The organism is Sulfitobacter sp. W074, assembly GCF_025142275.1.
In the GTDB taxonomy this organism is placed as follows: Bacteria; Pseudomonadota; Alphaproteobacteria; order Rhodobacterales; family Rhodobacteraceae; genus Sulfitobacter; species Sulfitobacter profundi.
The window spans coordinates 2,787,417-2,803,900 of the sequence record NZ_CP081130.1 but is presented as its reverse complement, the minus strand read 5'-3'; the positions used below and the strand labels follow the sequence as shown (position 1 = coordinate 2,803,900).

Below are 16,484 nucleotides of genomic sequence, written 5' to 3'. Positions count from 1 at the left end.
GCGGGTTGCAATGCCCCGCCGTCGCGGTGATGTAGGGCGTGTTCAACGTGCAGCGAGCGAAAGTGAGACGGATATGACAGCGACAATCATCGACGGCAAAGCCTTTGCAGCAACGGTGCGTGACAAGGTGGCGGGCCATGTCGCCCGGCTGACGACGGATCACGGCATCACGCCGGGCCTTGCCGTGGTGCTGGTGGGGGAAGACCCGGCAAGCCAAGTCTACGTCCGCTCCAAGGGCAAAATGACCCGCGAGGTCGGCATGAAATCGGTCGAACACAAGCTGCCCGCGACTGTGGATCAGGACGACCTGCTCAAGCTGATCGACGCGCTGAACAACGACCCCGAGATACACGGCATTCTCGTACAACTTCCGCTTCCGGATCATCTTGATGAAGCCCGCGTGGTCAACGCCGTCTCGCCCGCCAAGGACGTGGACGGTTTCCACATCTCCAACGTCGGGCTGCTGGGCACGGGGCAGAAAAGCATGGTGCCCTGCACCCCGCTTGGCTGCCTGATGATGCTCCGGGACCACCATGGCGATCTGTCGGGGATGAACGCGGTGGTTGTCGGCCGCTCAAACATCGTGGGCAAACCGATGGCGCAGTTGCTCTTGGGGGATAGCTGCACCGTGACCATCGCGCACAGCCGCACCCGCGACTTGCCAGAAGTGGTGCGCCGCGCCGATATCGTCGTCGCCGCCGTTGGCCGCCCCGAGATGGTGCCGGGCGATTGGATCAAAGAGGGCGCCACGGTGATCGACGTGGGCATCAACCGGATTGAGACTGGCGAAAAGACCAAACTGGTCGGCGACGTGGATTTCGACAGTGCCAGCCAACGCGCCGGGGCCATCACACCCGTGCCGGGTGGCGTTGGGCCGATGACCATCGCCTGCCTGTTGGCCAATACGGTCACCGCCTGCTGCCGCGCCAACGGGTTGGAAGAACCTGAAGGGCTGACCGCCTAAGAGGCAGACACAGGCACGATGGTGCCCTGCAGGATGGCGATGAGCTTGGCCGCGCCATCCGTCTCCGCATGCACCTCTGCGGTTACGACACAAAGCCGCCGGCCCGGTTTTACCACCCGGCCCGTGGCAATCAGCCGGTCCCCACGGGCGGGGGCCAGCAGGTTGATCTTGATCTCAGACGTGACAACATCAACCTCCTGCGGCAGCATGCTCAACGCTGCATAACCGGCGGCGGAATCGCCGATGGAAAATGTCAGCCCCGCATGGCCAAAACCCTGCTGCTGCATCGCGCCGGGCAGGACCGGTGCCGTGACCCGGACCAAACCGGGCTGCACGTCGATAATCTCCGCCCCCAAGGTTTGCATCATGGTCTGCTTGGCAAAGCTCTCCCGCACCCGGCGTTCAATCTGGTCCATCATCGCGCCTTTCCGGGCATGGGGATCGCCACTGGTTGCGCGCCTGTCAGCACCGCGCAGGCTTCCGGCCCCATCAAATCACAAAGCACCCGCGACTGGCTGCGCAGCCCGCCGGTATAGGTGCCATATGCAGGCAGGATCAGCCGCTTGCTGTCAAACAGAAAGGCCGGACGCGAGATGCTGCGGCCCCGCGCACGGATCGATGCCTTAGGATGATAATGCCCCGACACCTCGCCCCGGACCTCGCTCGCGGCGATATGCCGAAAGGTCAGCGGGCCGAGCGCTATCTCTCCCAAATGCGTGCCGCCCAAGCCTACGGGGCCGGGATCATGATTGCCCTCAATCCAATCCCACCGCCGTCCGGCTTGCAGGCCCAGTATCCACAACCGCTCTTCCTCTGGCAGCGCTCGCGCCGCGCCAAGGTCGTCGAAACTATCGCCAAGGCAGATCACATGCCGCGCCTGCGTAAAGGACAGATCCGCCGCCAGTCGTTTCAACGTATCGCGGGTCTCATAAGGCGGCAGGGCCGACCCGCCGCGCCGCGCGATCCGCTCAGACTTGCCCAGATGCAGGTCGCTTACGCATAGCAAATCCCGGTCGCGCCACAAAAGCGCGCCAGAGCCAAGCGCGGTCAGCGCCGCGCCGGCGAATGAAAAATCAAGGCTGTTCATCCTTTGTTCATCTGAGATCGCCGCCGATTTGGCAAGGGGATAAACGCGATTGTCAGAAGACCGGAAACGGCAGCGCAGCGGTATTTAAGAAAGGATGAAAGGTAGAAAACGCGCCTCGCAGCCGGGCGTTAACCTGACCGGAGACGCGCCTTCATCCTTTGCGGTCATCGGCTCAGCAGCCTGTACCGCGGGATCAAGATGCGCCGCGTGGGTTAAAGAACTCTTAATATCTTCATCCTTTTTCAAATACCTTGCAGAACCTTTCCGCCTGCGGCACCTCGGTGTTCAACGCCCATCTCGCCAAGGCGGCTGATCCGAGGGCGGCGGAGTGAGCTGCGCGAGGCCGGAGGCTTCCATCAGTCTTTCGGCCTCTTCCGCCAGCATGCGTTCCTGTCCGGCGCCTTCGACAGGCACACGGCCCATTTCCAGAAACAGCGGTGCGGCGAGCGGGCTTACGCGAGTCAGTTTGCGGTGCGTGATGCGCCCGGCGATGCGGCCCAGCATCTCTTCGATCCTGCCAAAATCCACCAGACCGCTCAAGGCTTCCTCACGGGTGATGTCGAGCATCAGATGGTCCGGTTCATAGCGTTGTAATGTGTCGTAGAGGATGTCGCTGGAGAAGGTCGTCTGTCGCCCGGATTTGCGTGCTTGGGGGCTGTTGCGTTCGATCAGCCCGGCGATGGTCGCCGCGGCCCGGAAGGTACGTTTCATCACGGCATTGCCCGCAAGCCAACTGTCGAGACCCTCGTGCAGCACGCTGGGGTCGAGCAGCGGCGCGGGGTCGTCGACGGGGGAGAGGCCCCAGATGAGCGTGGCATAGTCTGTTGCTACAAAGCCCAAGGGGCGCAGGCCAAGGTCTTCCATGCGTTTGGTCAGCAGGAGGCCTAGCGTTTGCTGACCGTTGCGGCCGGCAAAACCGTAGAAGACCGTTTGTTCGGCAAAGTCATGGGGGAAGCTTTCGACCAGCAGCGTGCCGGGTTGTGGTAATTGGCTGACCTCACGTTGCAAGGTCAGCCATTCGGCGGTGTGGCGCGGCAATTCGGGCCAACTGTCTTGCGTGAACATCTGTTGCACGCGGGCCGAAAGCTGGGTGGAGGTGGCGAATTTCGTGCCGCCGAAGGTGGCCACCTTGGGCTTTTTTGCGGCGTTGCGGCTGACTTCGACAACGGTTTCGCGCAGGCCTTCGTAGCGCACGATTTGGCCGCCGATCAGAAAGGTGTCGCCTTTGGTGAGCGTTGCGGCAAAGCCTTCTTCGATCTCGCCCAGCGGTTTGCCGCCGCGGTTGCGTTTCATGCGAACCTTCAGCTTATCGGTATCTTGAATCGTGCCGATGTTCATGCGGATGCGTTGGGCGGCGCGCGGGTCACGCAGTTGCCACTGGCCATCGGAGCGTTGCAGCAGACGTTGCCAGCGGTCGTAGGCGCGCAGGGCATAGCCGCCGGTGGCACAGAAATCGAGGCAGGCGTCGAAGTCGGCGCGGGACAGGGCGGCGTAGGCCCCGGCGGAGCGGACCTGCGCGAAGAGGTCGTCAGCGTCAAAGGGGCCTGCGCAGGCGGCGATGAGAATATGTTGGCACAGCACATCGCGCGGGCCGGGGCCGCGCGGGTGGCCGTCGAGCGCGCCTTCGAGGACAGCCTCTAGCGCGGCCACGCATTCGACCACTTCAAAGCGGTTGGCAGGCACCAAAAGTGCCTTGGAGGGCGCGTTGTAGCGGTGGTTGGCGCGGCCGATGCGTTGGACCAGCCGCTTTACGTTTTTGGGGGCGCCGATCTGGATGATGAGGTCGACGTCGCCCCAGTCGATGCCAAGATCAAGCGTGCCGGTGCAGACGATGGCGCGCAGATCGCCGCGCACCATGGCGGCTTCGACCTTTTCGCGTTGGGCGCGATCCAAGCTCCCGTGGTGGATCGCGATCGGCAGGGCGTCTTCATTGGCGAGCCAGAGTTTGTGAAAGAAAAGCTCGGCCTGCGCGCGGGTGTTGTGGAAGATCAGCGTGGTCTTGTGTTGGCGCACTTGCTCAAGCACCGCTGGAATTGAATAGGCAGCACCGCCCCCGGCCCAAGGCGGGGCTTCCTCGGTGTGTAGCATCTGGATGTCGGGGGCGGGGCCCGGATCGGCCAGCAGCACTTCGCAAGGGTCCGGGTGGCGGGCCATGAGATGGGCGATGGCCGAAGGGTCTTCGACCGTGGCCGAGAGGCCCACCCGTTTGAGGCCGGGGCAGAGGGCTTGAAGACGGGTCAGTGCCAGCATCAACTGGTCGCCGCGTTTGCTTTCGGCGAGGGCGTGGATTTCATCGATCACCACGCGTTTGAGACCGCGAAAGGTGCGGGCGGCGTCCTCGTAGGAAGTCAGCAGAGCGAGGCTTTCGGGGGTGGTCAGCAGGATATGCGGCGGGTCGGCGCGCTGGCGGCGGCGGCGCGATTGCGGGGTGTCGCCGGTGCGATCCTCGATGCGGATGGGCAGGCGCATCTCGTCCACCGGGCGGGTCAGGTTGCGTTTGATATCCGCAGCCAGCGCTTTGAGGGGGGAGATGTAGAGCGTGTGCATCCCCTCGTGCTCTTGCTCGGCCAGATCAACGAGGGTGGGCAGAAAACCGGCCAGCGTTTTACCGCCGCCTGTGGGGGCGATGAGCAGCAGGGCGGGGGCCGCGGCACGGTCCAGCATTTCCTGCTGGTGCGGGTGCAGGGACCAGCCGTTCTGGGCGAACCAATCGGCGAATTTGGGGGGTAGGGCGCGCATGAATGCCAATGTAGTATCGGCAGGCCGTGGGGCCAGCGGCCAGGGCTATTTAACGATCACCTCATCGCGGACGAACATATTGGCCCATGCACGGTCCACCAGATCGGGGTTCATCTGATAGGGGATGCCTTCGAAATCGCAAATGGCGATCATCTGGTCGATCAGGAAGTTCGGCTGATAGTTCGCATAGACGTTGTCGATGGTCGGGTATTTCACCTTGAGTAGATGGATCAGCGTCGCTTCATCCAGTGGCATGCCGCGTTTGCGGGCGACCATGGCAAAGATCTTGAGGAAGTTCTCTTGGTCCGGCCCGTCGATTTTGATCTTGAAGAAAATACGCCGTAGGGCCGCTTGATCAAAAATCTCATTCGGGTGGAAGTTGGTTGAGAAAATCACCAGCGTGTCGAAGGGCACCTCGAATTTCTCACCCGATTGCAGGGCGAGGATGTCTTTGCTTTCCTCAAGCGGCACGATCCAGCGGTTGATGATGCTTTGCGGTGGCTCTTGCTGACGGCCAAGGTCATCGACGATAAAGATGCCGCCGGTGGCTTTGAGTTGCAGAGGGGCCTGATAGGTTCGGGCCGTGGGGTTGTAGACCAGATCGAGCATGTCGAGCGTCAGCTCACCGCCGGTGATGACCGTCGGGCGTTCGCAGCAGACATAGCGAGCGTCATAGCGGGTGATGCGGCGCAGGGAGGTGGGGTCTTGGACCTCTGCCTCGGCGGAAGAATGCACGATCGGATCATAGACGGTGATGACCTGGCCCGCGTATTCAATGGCGCGGGGGACATAGACCTTATCACCAAGCGCGTCGCGGATCCCGTTGGAAATGCTTGATTTTCCGTTTCCCGGCGGGCCGTACATCAGGATCGACCGCCCGGCAGAGACGGCGGGGCCAAGGTGGTCCAGCAGGCTGTCGGGCAGCACCAGATGGCCCATGGCCCCGGTGAGCTGATCGCGGGTGATTTGCAGGTTGCGCACGGATTGGCGTTTGACCTGCTCGCGGTAAACCTCAAGCGGGACGGGCATGGCACCGAAATATTCCGATTGCGCCAGCGCATCCAAGGCGCGCGCTTTGCCAGCGTCGGTCAGTTGATAGCCCATTTCATTGCCGCTGGTGGCGCTGAGCGTGCCTGTCGCCTCTAGCAGGCGCTGTCCGCGGGCTTGGTCGACCATTTCTTGCGTGACTTGGGTCGGCAGGCAGAGCGCTTGGGCCAGATCGCTGACCATTTCGACGTTCTTGCGAAAGATCGTTTTCAGAAGGATGTCGCGCATCATCACGATGGGCAGTTTCATATCCTCCAACCGCTTGGGGGGCGGCGGGGCAAGCACTGTGCTGGTCGGGGCGTTCATCAATGGCTTCCTTGGCAAAGCATGCGGCGGTGCGGCTTGTCGGTCAGACTGCAGGGTAAATCTTGAATATGGCGTGAATGTGGACGCTTATTCCGCAATAAAAGAAAGTTGCGGCGGGCAGGGCGCGTTCAGACCCCGTAGCGCGCCCCCAGAATGAGATAGAGCCCCAGCGTGGTGCCAAGGGCGAGGCCCATGGGGAATTTCTTGGTTTCCTGCCAGCTTTGCCAATCGGGCGCGAGGCGGCGCAGGGGGGTGTATTTCACCCCGCGGTGCGTGGCAGCGGCGGCCAGAAGGGTGGCCATGAAAAGCATCATCAGCAGGCGCAGATCACCCATGGCGATAAAGGGCGCGGCAGCCGCGGCGAATTTGGCATCTCCGGCGCCCATGACGCCAGCGGCGTTCAGCACGATGCCAATGACCAAGACGATCACGAGGCTCAGCAAGCGCCAGAGATAGGTTTCAAAGGGCAGCAGGAACAGACCCAACACCACGAAGATCGCGATGAGCACCAAGACCGCCTGATTGGTAATGCGCATCTGCTTCATGTCGGTGAAGGCGACATAGAGGCAGATCGGCAGGACGAAGGGCAGAAACCACAGGGCCGCCGTGGCAGAGATCGCCATGGCTCAGCCGTTTTCCAACGCGCGCAAAGACCGGACGGCGGCTTCGAAGTGCTGGGGATGGGTGTCGATCGCTTCGCGCAGCAGGCCCTTGCCTGTCTCCACATCGCCGCGTTTGATCGCCGACAGGGCCATCGTGTGCAAAAGCTGGGCGCGTTCGGACTGCTCCATCGGCATGACGGGCAGGGTGTAATCGCGCTGTGCGGCGCGGGCCATGATGAGGTTGTTCTTGGCGGTGAAAAGCGTGTTGTCCTGACGGATCGCCTCGCCAAACAGACGCTCGGCTTCGGGGTAATCGCCGCGGGTCAGTTTGGAGTAGCCCCAGTTGTTCATCACGGCGGCAGGGGTCGTGGTCAGGCCAACGGCGATTTCATAGAAACTGTCGGCGCGGCTCCACTGTTCTTTGCTGTCGGCAACCATGGCTTCGAGCCGGTAGCGGGCGAATGTCTCATGGGTGGGGGGGATGCTGTTGAGGACCGTCTCAGCCCGCGCCCAGTTGCCCGAGCGGATCAGCGCATCGGCCAATTGCACACTGTCTTCGGGCGTGGCGCCCTTCATCTTGGTGACCTTGTCCCATGCGCCCACAGCTTCGGTGGAGCGTTTGGCCCGCACGAGCGATGCGGCAAGCCCGCGCTGGTGGTCGATCCGGTCGGGGCTTTCCTTGACGGAACGCGCAAAGTAACTCACCGCCTCATTGGGGTCGGCCACGGTAAGCATCACGTCGGAGAGGTTGGTTTCATCCACCACATTGACGTCCTTGAAGGCCCGCTCAACGGTGGCGTTCGCATCTTTTTCACCGCAGCCAGCAAGGGCGGTGACGCCTGCCATGCAGACGGCCAGAATGATTGGATGGCGCATTTTGCGTCCTTTTACTGCTCTGCCGGGTCATGGTGTCGGACGGATCAGGTAATCCCCGCTGCCGCGCCGCACCAATTTGTAATTATCTTCATTGACTTCTGTTATAACAGATTTTTCCGTTTTTGCGAGCGCCAAGCGCAGATTGTCCCGGATTGCGTCACTTTCGCCATTATCGAGGGCATAGGCTTTGCGGAAAATCTGCTCGGCCTCGGCGGTCTGGCCGCTTTCCATCAGCACAACGCCAAGGTTGTTCCAGACTTCCGGCTCGGCAGCGTCCTTCTCAACCGCGCGGCGCAGCAAGGTTTCGGCCTGACCCAAACGCCCCAGCCCGAGGTTGGCACTGCCCAAAGCCGAGAGGACTTCCCCCGTTAGCCCGTGATCCAGCGCGGCGCGGTTGAAGGATTTGATGGCCAGTTCATACTGTCCCGCCGCGATAAGCCTGTGGCCCACTTCGATGCCGTCGACGGCCTCTGCGCGCGGGTTCACGCCGGGCGCATAGAGGCTTTCGGGCTTCTGATCCCCGCGCAACGCGGAAAAGCCGCCTGTTGAACAGGCGGCCAGAGCAAGGCCCAAGATCGGCCCGATGAAAACGGCGCGGGCGAGGCTGCGCCGAATTTTCTCCGTCATTAATTCCCCATCTGACCCAATTTCGAGATGCCATGCGCCGAGGGGCCGACCAGAATGATCAACAGCGGCGGTACGGTAAGGCCCATAGTGGCAAGGGTCATCTTGGTTGGCAACTTGTTTGCCGCTTCCTCGGCCCGCATCACACGTTTGTCGCGCATCTCTTCGGCATAGACGCGCAGGGCGTCTGCGATGGAGGTGCCAAAGGCCGCCGATTGGATCAGCACGGTCACGAAAGAAGAGACATCCTGCACGCCGCAACGCTCGCCCATGTCGTGGAGCACCGACACCTTGTCCTTGCCGGCCTTCATCTCATAGGCGACCATCTCGAACTCTTCAGACAGGGCCCGGTAGGAGGCGCGCAGTTCACGGGCGACGCGGACGATACATTGATCCAGCGATTGCCCCGCCTCGACGCAGACCAGCATCATATCCAGCGCGTCGGGAAAGCCGCGGGTGATCTCTTCTTTGCGGGAATCGACACGGCGTTTGACCCAGTATTTGGGCAGGTAATACCCAATCGCACCGGGGCCGATGGCCCACATCATGGTCTGCTGCGTGGTCATCCCTTCGCCGCCGCCCAAGACATTGGTGTAGATCAGGCCGCCCACCAGCCCGAGCATCCCAAGGGCAAACTGCGCGAAGTAGTAGAGCCGCACCGCATCGCGCGACCGATAACCCGCCTGACGCAGCATCAATTGTTTGGCGCTGAGTTCGGCCACGTCTTCGGGCTCAAGAAACTTGGCGAACTTTTGCAACTGCGCGTTCTGGTCGGACTGGCGCAGCTTCTCGCGCGCGCTATCGCCCGTGGGGGCCGTGCTGGTGCGTTTGAGCTTGGTCAGCGGGTCTTCGGGCTGGCGCAGCATCAGCATTAGCGTGATCGCCACCAAGGTGACGCCCAAAGTACCGACGATGATGATCAGGCCCATCGGCCCCAAGGCTTGGTTGATCTGATCGTTAAGCTGATTGAGAAATTCCATCATCGGCCTCTCAGACTTTGATATTGGTAAGGATGCGCATCACGAAGAGGTTCAGCACAAGGAAGATGCCCACAAGGAAACAGGCAGGAATGAAGTAGGGGTGATCGCGCACTTCGTCGTAGTAATGCGGATCGCCAAGGTTGATCACCACCAGCGCGGCCAGCGGGAAGCCTGAGAGGAACTTGCCCGACCATTTCGCCTCGGCCGTGATCGCTTTGACACGGCGGAACAGACGGAAGCGGGCGCGGATCACCTTGGCCAGACCGGCGAGGATCTCGGCCAAGTTGCCGCCCGATTGCTGTTGAATGGTCACCGCCACGGCCAGAAAGCGCAAATCCTGCATGTCGAGCCGTTCGGCCATATCCTTGAGCGCCTCGCCCAGATCACGGCCATAGGCGGCTTCATCCGCGATCACCCCGAATTCGGAGGCGAGCGGGTCTTGGATTTCCTTCGACACGATCGAGATCGCGTTGGAGAACGGGTGGCCCACCCGCAGGCTGCGGACCATCAGCTCAACCGCATCGGGAAGCTGCTCTTCGATCATCGCCATGCGTTTGCCCGCTTTATGGGACACCCAAAAGAACACCGCGCCGACGCCCATGCCGACGGACATCATGGCCCGCACCGGCACCGATGTATCGGTGCCGATGGTCAGCCCCAGAAAGGCCAAGACGGCCAAACCGGCCATAATCATCAAAAGTTGCTGCGGCGTGAAGGCAATCGCGGCCTTCTGCGCACGTTCTGACAGCAGGGAATAGAGCGGGATCGACTTGGCGTTCATATGCTGCTGCATTTCCTTGCGCAGCTTGTCGAGCACCTCTTCGCGGCGGGCCCCTTTCTCGAGCATTTCCAACCGTCGGTTCACGCGGCTGTTAAGGCTGATGGATTTGCCGAATGCGACAAGGTACAGCCCTTCGACCAGCACCAAGACGCCAATAAAGATCAGACCATAGATGATTGGTTCGGCACTCATTGCATCAATCCTTACTGGGCCGCCACGGGTTCATAGATGGAGGCGGGCAGGTCATAGCCCCACATGCGGAACCGCTCGGAGAAGTGGCTGCGCACGCCGGTGGCGGTGAAATGGCCGATGATCTTGTTCTCGGGCGTCAGGCCCACGCGCTGGAACCGGAAAATCTCTTGCATCGAGATCACCTCGCCTTCCATGCCCGTGATCTCGGTGATCGAGGTCATACGGCGCGAGCCGTCTTGCAAGCGGCTGGCCTGCACGATCAGGTTCACAGCCGAGGAAATCTGGCTGCGCATGGCTTTGAGCGGCATTTCGATCCCGGCCATGGCGATCATGTTTTCCAAACGGCTGACGCCATCGCGGGCCGAGTTGGCGTGGATCGTGGTCATGGAACCGTCGTGGCCGGTGTTCATCGCCTGTAGCATGTCGATCACCTCCTCGCCGCGCGTCTCGCCAACGATGATCCGGTCTGGACGCATCCGAAGGGCGTTTTTCAGACAGTCGCGGGGAGAGACTTCGCCCTTGCCTTCGACGTTGGGCGGGCGGCTTTCCATCCGGCCCACATGGGTCTGCTGGAGTTGGAGTTCGGCGGTGTCTTCGATGGTCAGGATGCGTTCGTCGTTGGCAATGAACGACGACAGCGCGTTGAGCGTGGTGGTTTTACCCGAACCCGTACCGCCCGAAACGATGATGTTCAGGCGTGTCGCCACGGCGGCCTGCAAATAGGCGGCCATCTCTTCCGAGAAGGCCCCGAAATTCACCAGATCGTCGATGCCCAGCTTGTCTTTCTTGAACTTACGAATGGATACCAAGGAGCCGTCTACCGCGACGGGGGGCACCATGGCGTTGAAACGCGAGCCGTCTTTCAGACGCGCATCGACGTAGGGGTTGCTTTCATCCACGCGCCGACCCACTGCCGAGACGATCTTGTCGATGATCCGCAGCAGGTGCTTTTCATCCTTGAACGTCACGTCGGTCAACTGCAGCTTGCCGTCCCGCTCGACGAAAATCTGCTGCGGGCCGTTCACCAGAATATCGTTGACGCTTTCGTCTTTCAGCAGCGTCTCAAGGGGGCCAAGGCCGGTCACCTCGTCATAAAGCTCGGAGTTCAGCGTCATGCGGTCTTCGCGGTTGAGCACGATGCTCTTTTCCGAGAGAACCTCGACGGCGATATCGTTGATTTCCTGCCGCAAATCGGCCTCGGAGGCATGTTCCAGCGCGGCGAGGTTGAGGTTGTCTAACAGGGCGCGGTGCAGTTCGAGCTTGATCTCACTCATCCGCTGCTTGCGCTTGACCTCGCGATCCTCGGGCGAAGCGGCGGCGGGTTTGACGGCCCGGCGCATCGAAACCGGTTTGGCCGCCTCGGCAGGGGCGGGTGTGGCGGGGGCCGCAGGGGCGGGCTCGACCTTTTTGACAGGCTTGGCCTCTCGGACCGGAGCAGCGGCTTTCGGGGTCGCGGGGGCTGGTTTTTTGTATTTGGAGAACATCGGTACGCTCTTTCGCTAGGGGCTTAGGCCGCTTTGGCCTGCTCGCCCTTGAGATCGTGGATGGAGCTTGCCAGCTTGGCGATTTCGCGCCGCAGGGGGCTTTTCGGGGCTGAGTTGGCCAGCGGCAGCCCGTGGTCATTGGCCTGCGTCACCGCTTTGCCGCCATCGGGCAGCTGCACGTCAATTGAGATGCTGAGCGATTCGGCCATCCGCTTGACCCGGCTCTTGGCGCTGAGATCGGTGAATTTGGGCGCGCGGTTCATCACATAGCGCAGCTTTTCAAAGGGCAGTTCCTCGGATTGCAGCGCCCGTTTGAAACGCAGGGCGTTCTGGGCCGAGCGCATGTCGAGTTCCAGCATCGCAAAGTAGACATGCGCGCTGGTCAGCACGGTCTCGGACCACTGCACCAGCGTCGAAGGCATGTCGACGATGACATAGTCGAACTGGTTGCGGGCCATGTTGAGGATGCGGTCGATGTCTTCGTTGGTGACGATATCAAGCGGCAGCATCTCAGCCGGGGCGGTCAGCACATGCAGCTTGTCCTCGAAGGTTTGCAACGCTTGGCCAAAGATTTCCTCGTCCATGGATTCCGTGTCGGACATCATCTCATAGACGGCTTCGCGCCGTTGCAGATCAAGGAAGGTCGCGACAGAGCCGTATTGCAGGTCGAAATCCAGCAGGCAGACCGAGGGCGGATTTTTCTTGTCCGCATTGGCCAGTTCCCACGCAAGGTTCACGGCTAGGGTCGTGGCCCCGGTGCCACCAGCCAGCCCATGCACCACGATCAGGGCGCCATCCCTTTGCGCGCCGGCCTTCAGTTGCGGGGCGCTGGCCTCGGCTGCGGGGGCAGGGGCCGCGTTCTCTCCGGCGCGGACGCGGGCGATGGCCTGGGCCAACTCGCCTTCGGGCAGCGGATAGGGAACGAATTCATCCGCACCCTGACGCAGCAGCGAATGCAGCGCGGCGGGAGTCATGTCTTCGGCGATCAGAATCACCCGGATGTCGCGGGCCTTGGCCTGCGTGATGATCTCAGTCATCAAAACGAGGTTGTCTTCGTCGGTCTCATCCATGGCGAGGGCGACAAATTCCATCGCCTCAGCCTCGGGCTGGCCAAAGAACGCCAGCGCTTCGGCGAATCCCAGATCGCCCCAGCTTTCGCCCAGAGTGGCCTCCATGTCTTCGATCAAGAGGTCGAAGTTCTGTACATCGCGGCTGATTGTGCAGGCAACGATCGGCGCTGCTTCGGGGTGGGGCATAGTGCTGCTCATGACCTTTTGTCCTTTACATCAACGGTTTGGCCGGAGGGCGGCGATATTCTGTCGCCGCGATCGCTCTGACCTCTGCCTCATGCGCGGCCCTTGAGCCGGGCACATTTATCCTTCTGTGTCGAATATCACCCCCAACTGGGGCGAGATTGGGGCCAAAAAGCCTCTATTGTTGGGTATCTTGAAACGATCTGCCCATTCACGCCCGATTGACCATGGACGGGCTGGGACGAAAACCCCCCGCGGCCCGAAGGTGCGGGGGGATATTCTCATGTCGAAAGAGGGGCTTGCCCTACTCTCCGCCACCACCTGCGACGGTGGCACTGGCGCTCAGTTGCGAGGGGGGCACGGCGCTGGCCACATACTCGCGGTAGATGATCTGCGCATATTTGCCATCCAGCAGCATCGGGTGGCCGTGCACAAAGCCGCTGACCTCGGTCACGGTGCGGCGATTGCGGCGCTCGCGGCCTTGGGTCACGATCAGAGGCTGCGTTTCACCAAAGGAAACAACGGCTTCCAACCGGCTGGGGTTGATTCCCAAAGTCGAGAGATAGCGCACTACGGCCTGCGCGCGGCGCAGCCCCAAAGCGCGGTTATAGGCCTGCGAGCCGACCAGATCGGTGTGGCCGTAAACGCGGAAGCGAATCTCGGGGAACTGGCGAATCCATCCAGCCTGTTGGCGCAGGATCGCCTGCGCATTGGCGTCCAACCGGTCGGAGTTAAAGGCGAAAGTCACGGTAGAGCGGACCTCGCTGGCAAAGCGGTTCGCCAGATCAAAGGTTACACGCTTTTCGCCTGTCATGACCTGACGGTTGTGCAGCGTGGCATTGCCGAACTGACCGGTGTCCACGATCGACCCTGCCTCGCGGTAGAACTGCGTATAGACCGGATCATTGCTGGGGGAGCAGGCGGCGAGCCCGGCGAGGGCCGCGGTGCTAGCGATCAACGTGATATGTCTGCGTGTCATCGGATCAATCCAGTACATAACCGTAGGAGCCGCGGAAGTCCTGTTTGGCGACCTCGCCCGCAGCGCCTCGGCTCGGGGTGCGGGTGCCGTCCGCCGTGCGCCCGTGAAAGAACAGGTCTTTCTCGGACGGCGGTTTGATGCGGTCCGTGGGCAGCACCAGCGCCTCGCCACGGGTTGGCGTGACCAAATGCGCAGTGACGATGATGACCAGTTCCGTCTGGCTGCGCTGATAATCCGCTGACCGGAACAGCGCGCCCAGCACCGGCACATCGCCGATCCACGGCAGTTGCCGCGTGCTGTCGGTGAAGTCGTCGGTCAGAAGGCCCGCGATGGCAAAGCTCTCACCGTCGCGCATCTCGACCGTGGTCGAGGTTTCGCGGCGGGTGAAGGCGGAAATCTCAATGCCGTTGCCCAATGAGATGCTGTTACTCGCGTCGATGGCCGAAACGGCGGCGTTCATTTCAAGGTTGATGATATCCTTGTCCACGACGCGCGGGATAAAGGCGAGCTCTACGCCGAAGGGTTTGAATTCCACCGAAACGGTATCACTGGTCTGGGCCACGGGGATGGGATATTCGCCCCCGGCGAGGAACTTGGCCTCTTGCCCCGAAAGCGCCACGAGGTTCGGCTCGGCCAGGAACCGCACGACGCCCTTTTCTTCCAGTGCTTCCAACAGGATGCCCACTTGGGTCGAGCCTGCGTTGAAGCCGAAAAGCACCGCGCCCGCGTTCTGGTTCGCCGATGGGATCGACCCGCCGAGCGAGGTCGCGACCCCGCCCGAAGTATTCGTGCCGCCTGTGCCCGCACTGAAGTTGGACCCGCCATTGATGGCCAGCGAAGAGCCGAGCGATTTCGACACGTTGCGCTGCATCTCTGCAAAGCGGACTTTCATCATGACCTGCTGAATCCCGCCGACGCTCATCAGATTGCTGACCCGCTCGGGTGCATAGCGTTCGGCCAGATCGAGCGCGCGTTGCAGCCGCTGGGTCGACGAAACGATGCCCGAGAGCACGATGCCGTCATTGGCGGTGCGCACTTCGATCTTCTCACCCGGTAGGATTTGGCGCAGACGTTCTTTGAATTCAGACACATCCGCTGCGACGCGGACATCGACATTGGTGATCAACTGCCCCCCGGCGTCGAGCAGCGTCAGCGTGGTCAGACCCGGAGATTTGCCCAGCACATAGATCGTGCGGTCAGACAAAGATGAGATATCCGCGATGCCGGGGTTGGCAATGCTAAGCTCCGCGAAGGGGATGTCGCTTTCCACCACCACAGCGCGGTTCATCGGAACGTCGAGGCTGGAATTGGTGCCGCGTTTCACGACGCGCAGCGTGTCGGCGCCAGCTGAACTGGGCAGGGTCAATGCCATCGGCATCACGCCCAGTGTCAGCCCCAACAGGGCCGCTTTTAGAAATCTATCGATTTTCATGTGACCTGCCTTTTTGATCACGCCTCGGGATGGGTCTTTTCGCCCTCGTTTGGCAGCACTCTGCGGCAATTCAAATTTTATTGCAAGAATCAAGCTCTTCGCGGGCGCTGTGCATGTGGGCTATTCGCAACATAACAGAGAATGGAAAAGACGCCGCAGGGGGACTGCGGCGTCTTTTTTAGCTTAGCAAGAGGTTGTTATCGGATCAGTTTGTGCAGGGGATCGGCAGTTCGACCACTTCGGCCCCGCGGCGGGTGCGGATCGTGCAAACCTTTTCTTTGGCAACCTCTGCGATGGTTTCCTGCGCTTCGATGCCCAGAAGCGAGCGTTGGTCGACTTCGATAGCCTCGGCCACGGTGTCGTCATTCGTACCGACCAGAGCAAGGGACAGACGGCCGGTTGATTGCGCTTGGGCAAGGGCGGCGACCTGTTGGGGGTTCACGGCCACGGTCACGGTCTTGGCGATTGAGGCTTCGCCCATCACCAGCGCATCTGCGCTTTGGTCGATGGCGATCAGCTGCACGGCCGATTCGATCAGTTTGGTTACATCGCCGTTGCTGGATTGGTTGCCCACGTTCACGCGGCCTGTCCAATAGACATCCACCCGGTCGCCGGGACGCAGGAAGCCCGACACGCCGCTGGAAACGTCGACTTTGAGGGCAAAGGCGCGCATGCCACGTGCCAGACGCGAGGTCAGACCGGAATCTTCGCCCGGCTCGGTCACCTTCACGGCCATGATCGCTTCATCTTTCTCAATGTTGCGCAGCACGATGCGTTGATCTTTGGTGTTTTCCGGAAACAGCACGGTTTCCTCAAAGAATGTGCCCTCGGGGATGGCATTCTCGGGCCATTTGACGGCGCGCACATCTTCGCGGGTGAGGGGCTGACCGTATTTCAGGGGCTTGTCGGCCACCCAAACGGTTTTGGTTGGCACCACTTGCGCCAGCGCAGCTTGGGCCTGCGCATTCGCGGTTTGATACTGTGAAATCCGGTCTTTCGCCAGATAAACGGCCCCGCCGGCAAGCGCTATGCCTACCAAAAGAACCAATCCGAATACGGCTCGCATGTCATCACCTCTTTGCTATGGAAGCGAGTCTCGGCCCGCTTTGATCACCTCGGCAGATTAGCCGCCGAATAT

15 protein-coding genes are annotated in these 16,484 nt (G+C 61.4%); 1 reads left to right on the top strand and 14 read right to left on the bottom strand.

Features of this window, described 5'->3' with window-relative positions; translation table 11 throughout:
* Positions 1-73: 73 nt before the first annotated feature.
* Complete coding sequence (gene folD, locus K3762_RS13850; RefSeq protein WP_120351646.1) at positions 74-964, top strand: bifunctional methylenetetrahydrofolate dehydrogenase/methenyltetrahydrofolate cyclohydrolase FolD; 891 nt, start codon at positions 74-76, stop codon at positions 962-964.
* On the opposite strand, the gene K3762_RS13845 is transcribed toward folD, so the two are convergent.
* From K3762_RS13845 to cpaB, 14 genes are all read right to left on the bottom strand, one after another.
* Positions 961-1,383, bottom strand: a complete 423-nt coding sequence (locus K3762_RS13845; RefSeq protein WP_132444357.1) for a PaaI family thioesterase — start codon at positions 1,381-1,383, stop codon at positions 961-963. The genes folD and K3762_RS13845 overlap by 4 nt on opposite strands.
* On the bottom strand, positions 1,380-2,051 hold the full coding sequence (gene pdeM, locus K3762_RS13840; protein ID WP_132444358.1) for a ligase-associated DNA damage response endonuclease PdeM: 672 nt from the start codon (positions 2,049-2,051) through the stop codon (positions 1,380-1,382). The genes K3762_RS13845 and pdeM overlap by 4 nt, the downstream gene beginning before the upstream one ends.
* Before the next feature lie 285 nt (positions 2,052-2,336).
* Entirely contained in the window at positions 2,337-4,790 is a 2,454-nt protein-coding gene (locus K3762_RS13835; protein ID WP_132444359.1) for a ligase-associated DNA damage response DEXH box helicase, read from the bottom strand.
* Positions 4,791-4,835: 45 nt separating this feature from the next.
* Positions 4,836-6,143 (bottom strand): ATPase, encoded by a 1,308-nt coding sequence (locus K3762_RS13830; RefSeq protein ID WP_132444360.1) that lies wholly within the window; start codon positions 6,141-6,143, stop codon positions 4,836-4,838.
* Between the two features lie 128 nt (positions 6,144-6,271).
* A complete protein-coding gene (locus tag K3762_RS13825) occupies positions 6,272-6,766 on the bottom strand; it encodes a prepilin peptidase (RefSeq protein ID WP_067621963.1) in 495 nt (164 codons plus the stop codon).
* Between the two features lie 3 nt (positions 6,767-6,769).
* Positions 6,770-7,621, bottom strand: coding sequence for a lipopolysaccharide assembly protein LapB (locus tag K3762_RS13820; RefSeq protein WP_067621966.1), 852 nt, complete (start codon positions 7,619-7,621; stop codon positions 6,770-6,772).
* A gap of 27 nt (positions 7,622-7,648) precedes the next feature.
* Positions 7,649-8,248, bottom strand: coding sequence for a tetratricopeptide repeat protein (locus K3762_RS13815; RefSeq protein WP_201722006.1), 600 nt, complete (start codon positions 8,246-8,248; stop codon positions 7,649-7,651).
* A complete protein-coding gene (locus K3762_RS13810; RefSeq protein ID WP_260010018.1) occupies positions 8,248-9,225 on the bottom strand; it encodes a type II secretion system F family protein in 978 nt (325 codons plus the stop codon). Before K3762_RS13810 ends, K3762_RS13815 begins: the two co-directional genes overlap by 1 nt.
* Positions 9,226-9,235: 10 nt before the next feature.
* Complete coding sequence (locus K3762_RS13805) at positions 9,236-10,198, bottom strand: type II secretion system F family protein (RefSeq protein ID WP_067621969.1); 963 nt, start codon at positions 10,196-10,198, stop codon at positions 9,236-9,238.
* A gap of 11 nt (positions 10,199-10,209) precedes the next feature.
* Positions 10,210-11,682 carry a CpaF family protein gene (locus K3762_RS13800; RefSeq protein ID WP_260010015.1) on the bottom strand — a complete coding sequence of 491 codons (1,473 nt, stop codon included), beginning with the start codon at positions 11,680-11,682 and terminating at the stop codon, positions 10,210-10,212.
* 23 nt (positions 11,683-11,705) lie between these two features.
* The gene (locus K3762_RS13795; RefSeq protein WP_260010013.1) at positions 11,706-12,950 is read right to left on the bottom strand and encodes an AAA family ATPase; all 1,245 of its coding nucleotides are present in this window, start codon (positions 12,948-12,950) and stop codon (positions 11,706-11,708) included.
* A gap of 289 nt (positions 12,951-13,239) precedes the next feature.
* Positions 13,240-13,932: an OmpA family protein gene (locus K3762_RS13790; RefSeq protein WP_409202457.1), complete on the bottom strand. Its 693-nt coding sequence runs from the start codon at positions 13,930-13,932 to the stop codon at positions 13,240-13,242.
* Positions 13,919-15,346: a type II and III secretion system protein family protein gene (locus K3762_RS13785; protein WP_260010009.1), complete on the bottom strand. Its 1,428-nt coding sequence runs from the start codon at positions 15,344-15,346 to the stop codon at positions 13,919-13,921. Before K3762_RS13785 ends, K3762_RS13790 begins: the two co-directional genes overlap by 14 nt.
* 205 nt (positions 15,347-15,551) lie before the next feature.
* Positions 15,552-16,412 (bottom strand): Flp pilus assembly protein CpaB, encoded by an 861-nt coding sequence (cpaB, locus tag K3762_RS13780; RefSeq protein WP_067621983.1) that lies wholly within the window; start codon positions 16,410-16,412, stop codon positions 15,552-15,554.
* Positions 16,413-16,484: the final 72 nt, after the last annotated feature.

Coding starts and splice junctions, on each gene's coding strand:
- K3762_RS13835 (WP_132444359.1), bottom strand. CDS start 4,790: ATGCGCGCCCTACCCCCCAAATTCGCCGATTGGTTCGCCCAGAACGGC.
- K3762_RS13830 (WP_132444360.1), bottom strand. CDS start 6,143: ATGAACGCCCCGACCAGCACAGTGCTTGCCCCGCCGCCCCCCAAGCGG.
- K3762_RS13800 (WP_260010015.1), bottom strand. CDS start 11,682: ATGTTCTCCAAATACAAAAAACCAGCCCCCGCGACCCCGAAAGCCGCT.
- K3762_RS13795 (WP_260010013.1), bottom strand. CDS start 12,950: ATGAGCAGCACTATGCCCCACCCCGAAGCAGCGCCGATCGTTGCCTGC.
- folD (WP_120351646.1), top strand. CDS start 74: ATGACAGCGACAATCATCGACGGCAAAGCCTTTGCAGCAACGGTGCGT.
- K3762_RS13820 (WP_067621966.1), bottom strand. CDS start 7,621: ATGCGCCATCCAATCATTCTGGCCGTCTGCATGGCAGGCGTCACCGCC.
- pdeM (WP_132444358.1), bottom strand. CDS start 2,051: ATGAACAGCCTTGATTTTTCATTCGCCGGCGCGGCGCTGACCGCGCTT.
- cpaB (WP_067621983.1), bottom strand. CDS start 16,412: ATGCGAGCCGTATTCGGATTGGTTCTTTTGGTAGGCATAGCGCTTGCC.
- K3762_RS13825 (WP_067621963.1), bottom strand. CDS start 6,766: ATGGCGATCTCTGCCACGGCGGCCCTGTGGTTTCTGCCCTTCGTCCTG.
- K3762_RS13810 (WP_260010018.1), bottom strand. CDS start 9,225: ATGGAATTTCTCAATCAGCTTAACGATCAGATCAACCAAGCCTTGGGG.
- K3762_RS13805 (WP_067621969.1), bottom strand. CDS start 10,198: ATGAGTGCCGAACCAATCATCTATGGTCTGATCTTTATTGGCGTCTTG.
- K3762_RS13815 (WP_201722006.1), bottom strand. CDS start 8,248: ATGACGGAGAAAATTCGGCGCAGCCTCGCCCGCGCCGTTTTCATCGGG.
- K3762_RS13845 (WP_132444357.1), bottom strand. CDS start 1,383: ATGATGGACCAGATTGAACGCCGGGTGCGGGAGAGCTTTGCCAAGCAG.
- K3762_RS13790 (WP_409202457.1), bottom strand. CDS start 13,932: ATGTACTGGATTGATCCGATGACACGCAGACATATCACGTTGATCGCT.
- K3762_RS13785 (WP_260010009.1), bottom strand. CDS start 15,346: ATGAAAATCGATAGATTTCTAAAAGCGGCCCTGTTGGGGCTGACACTG.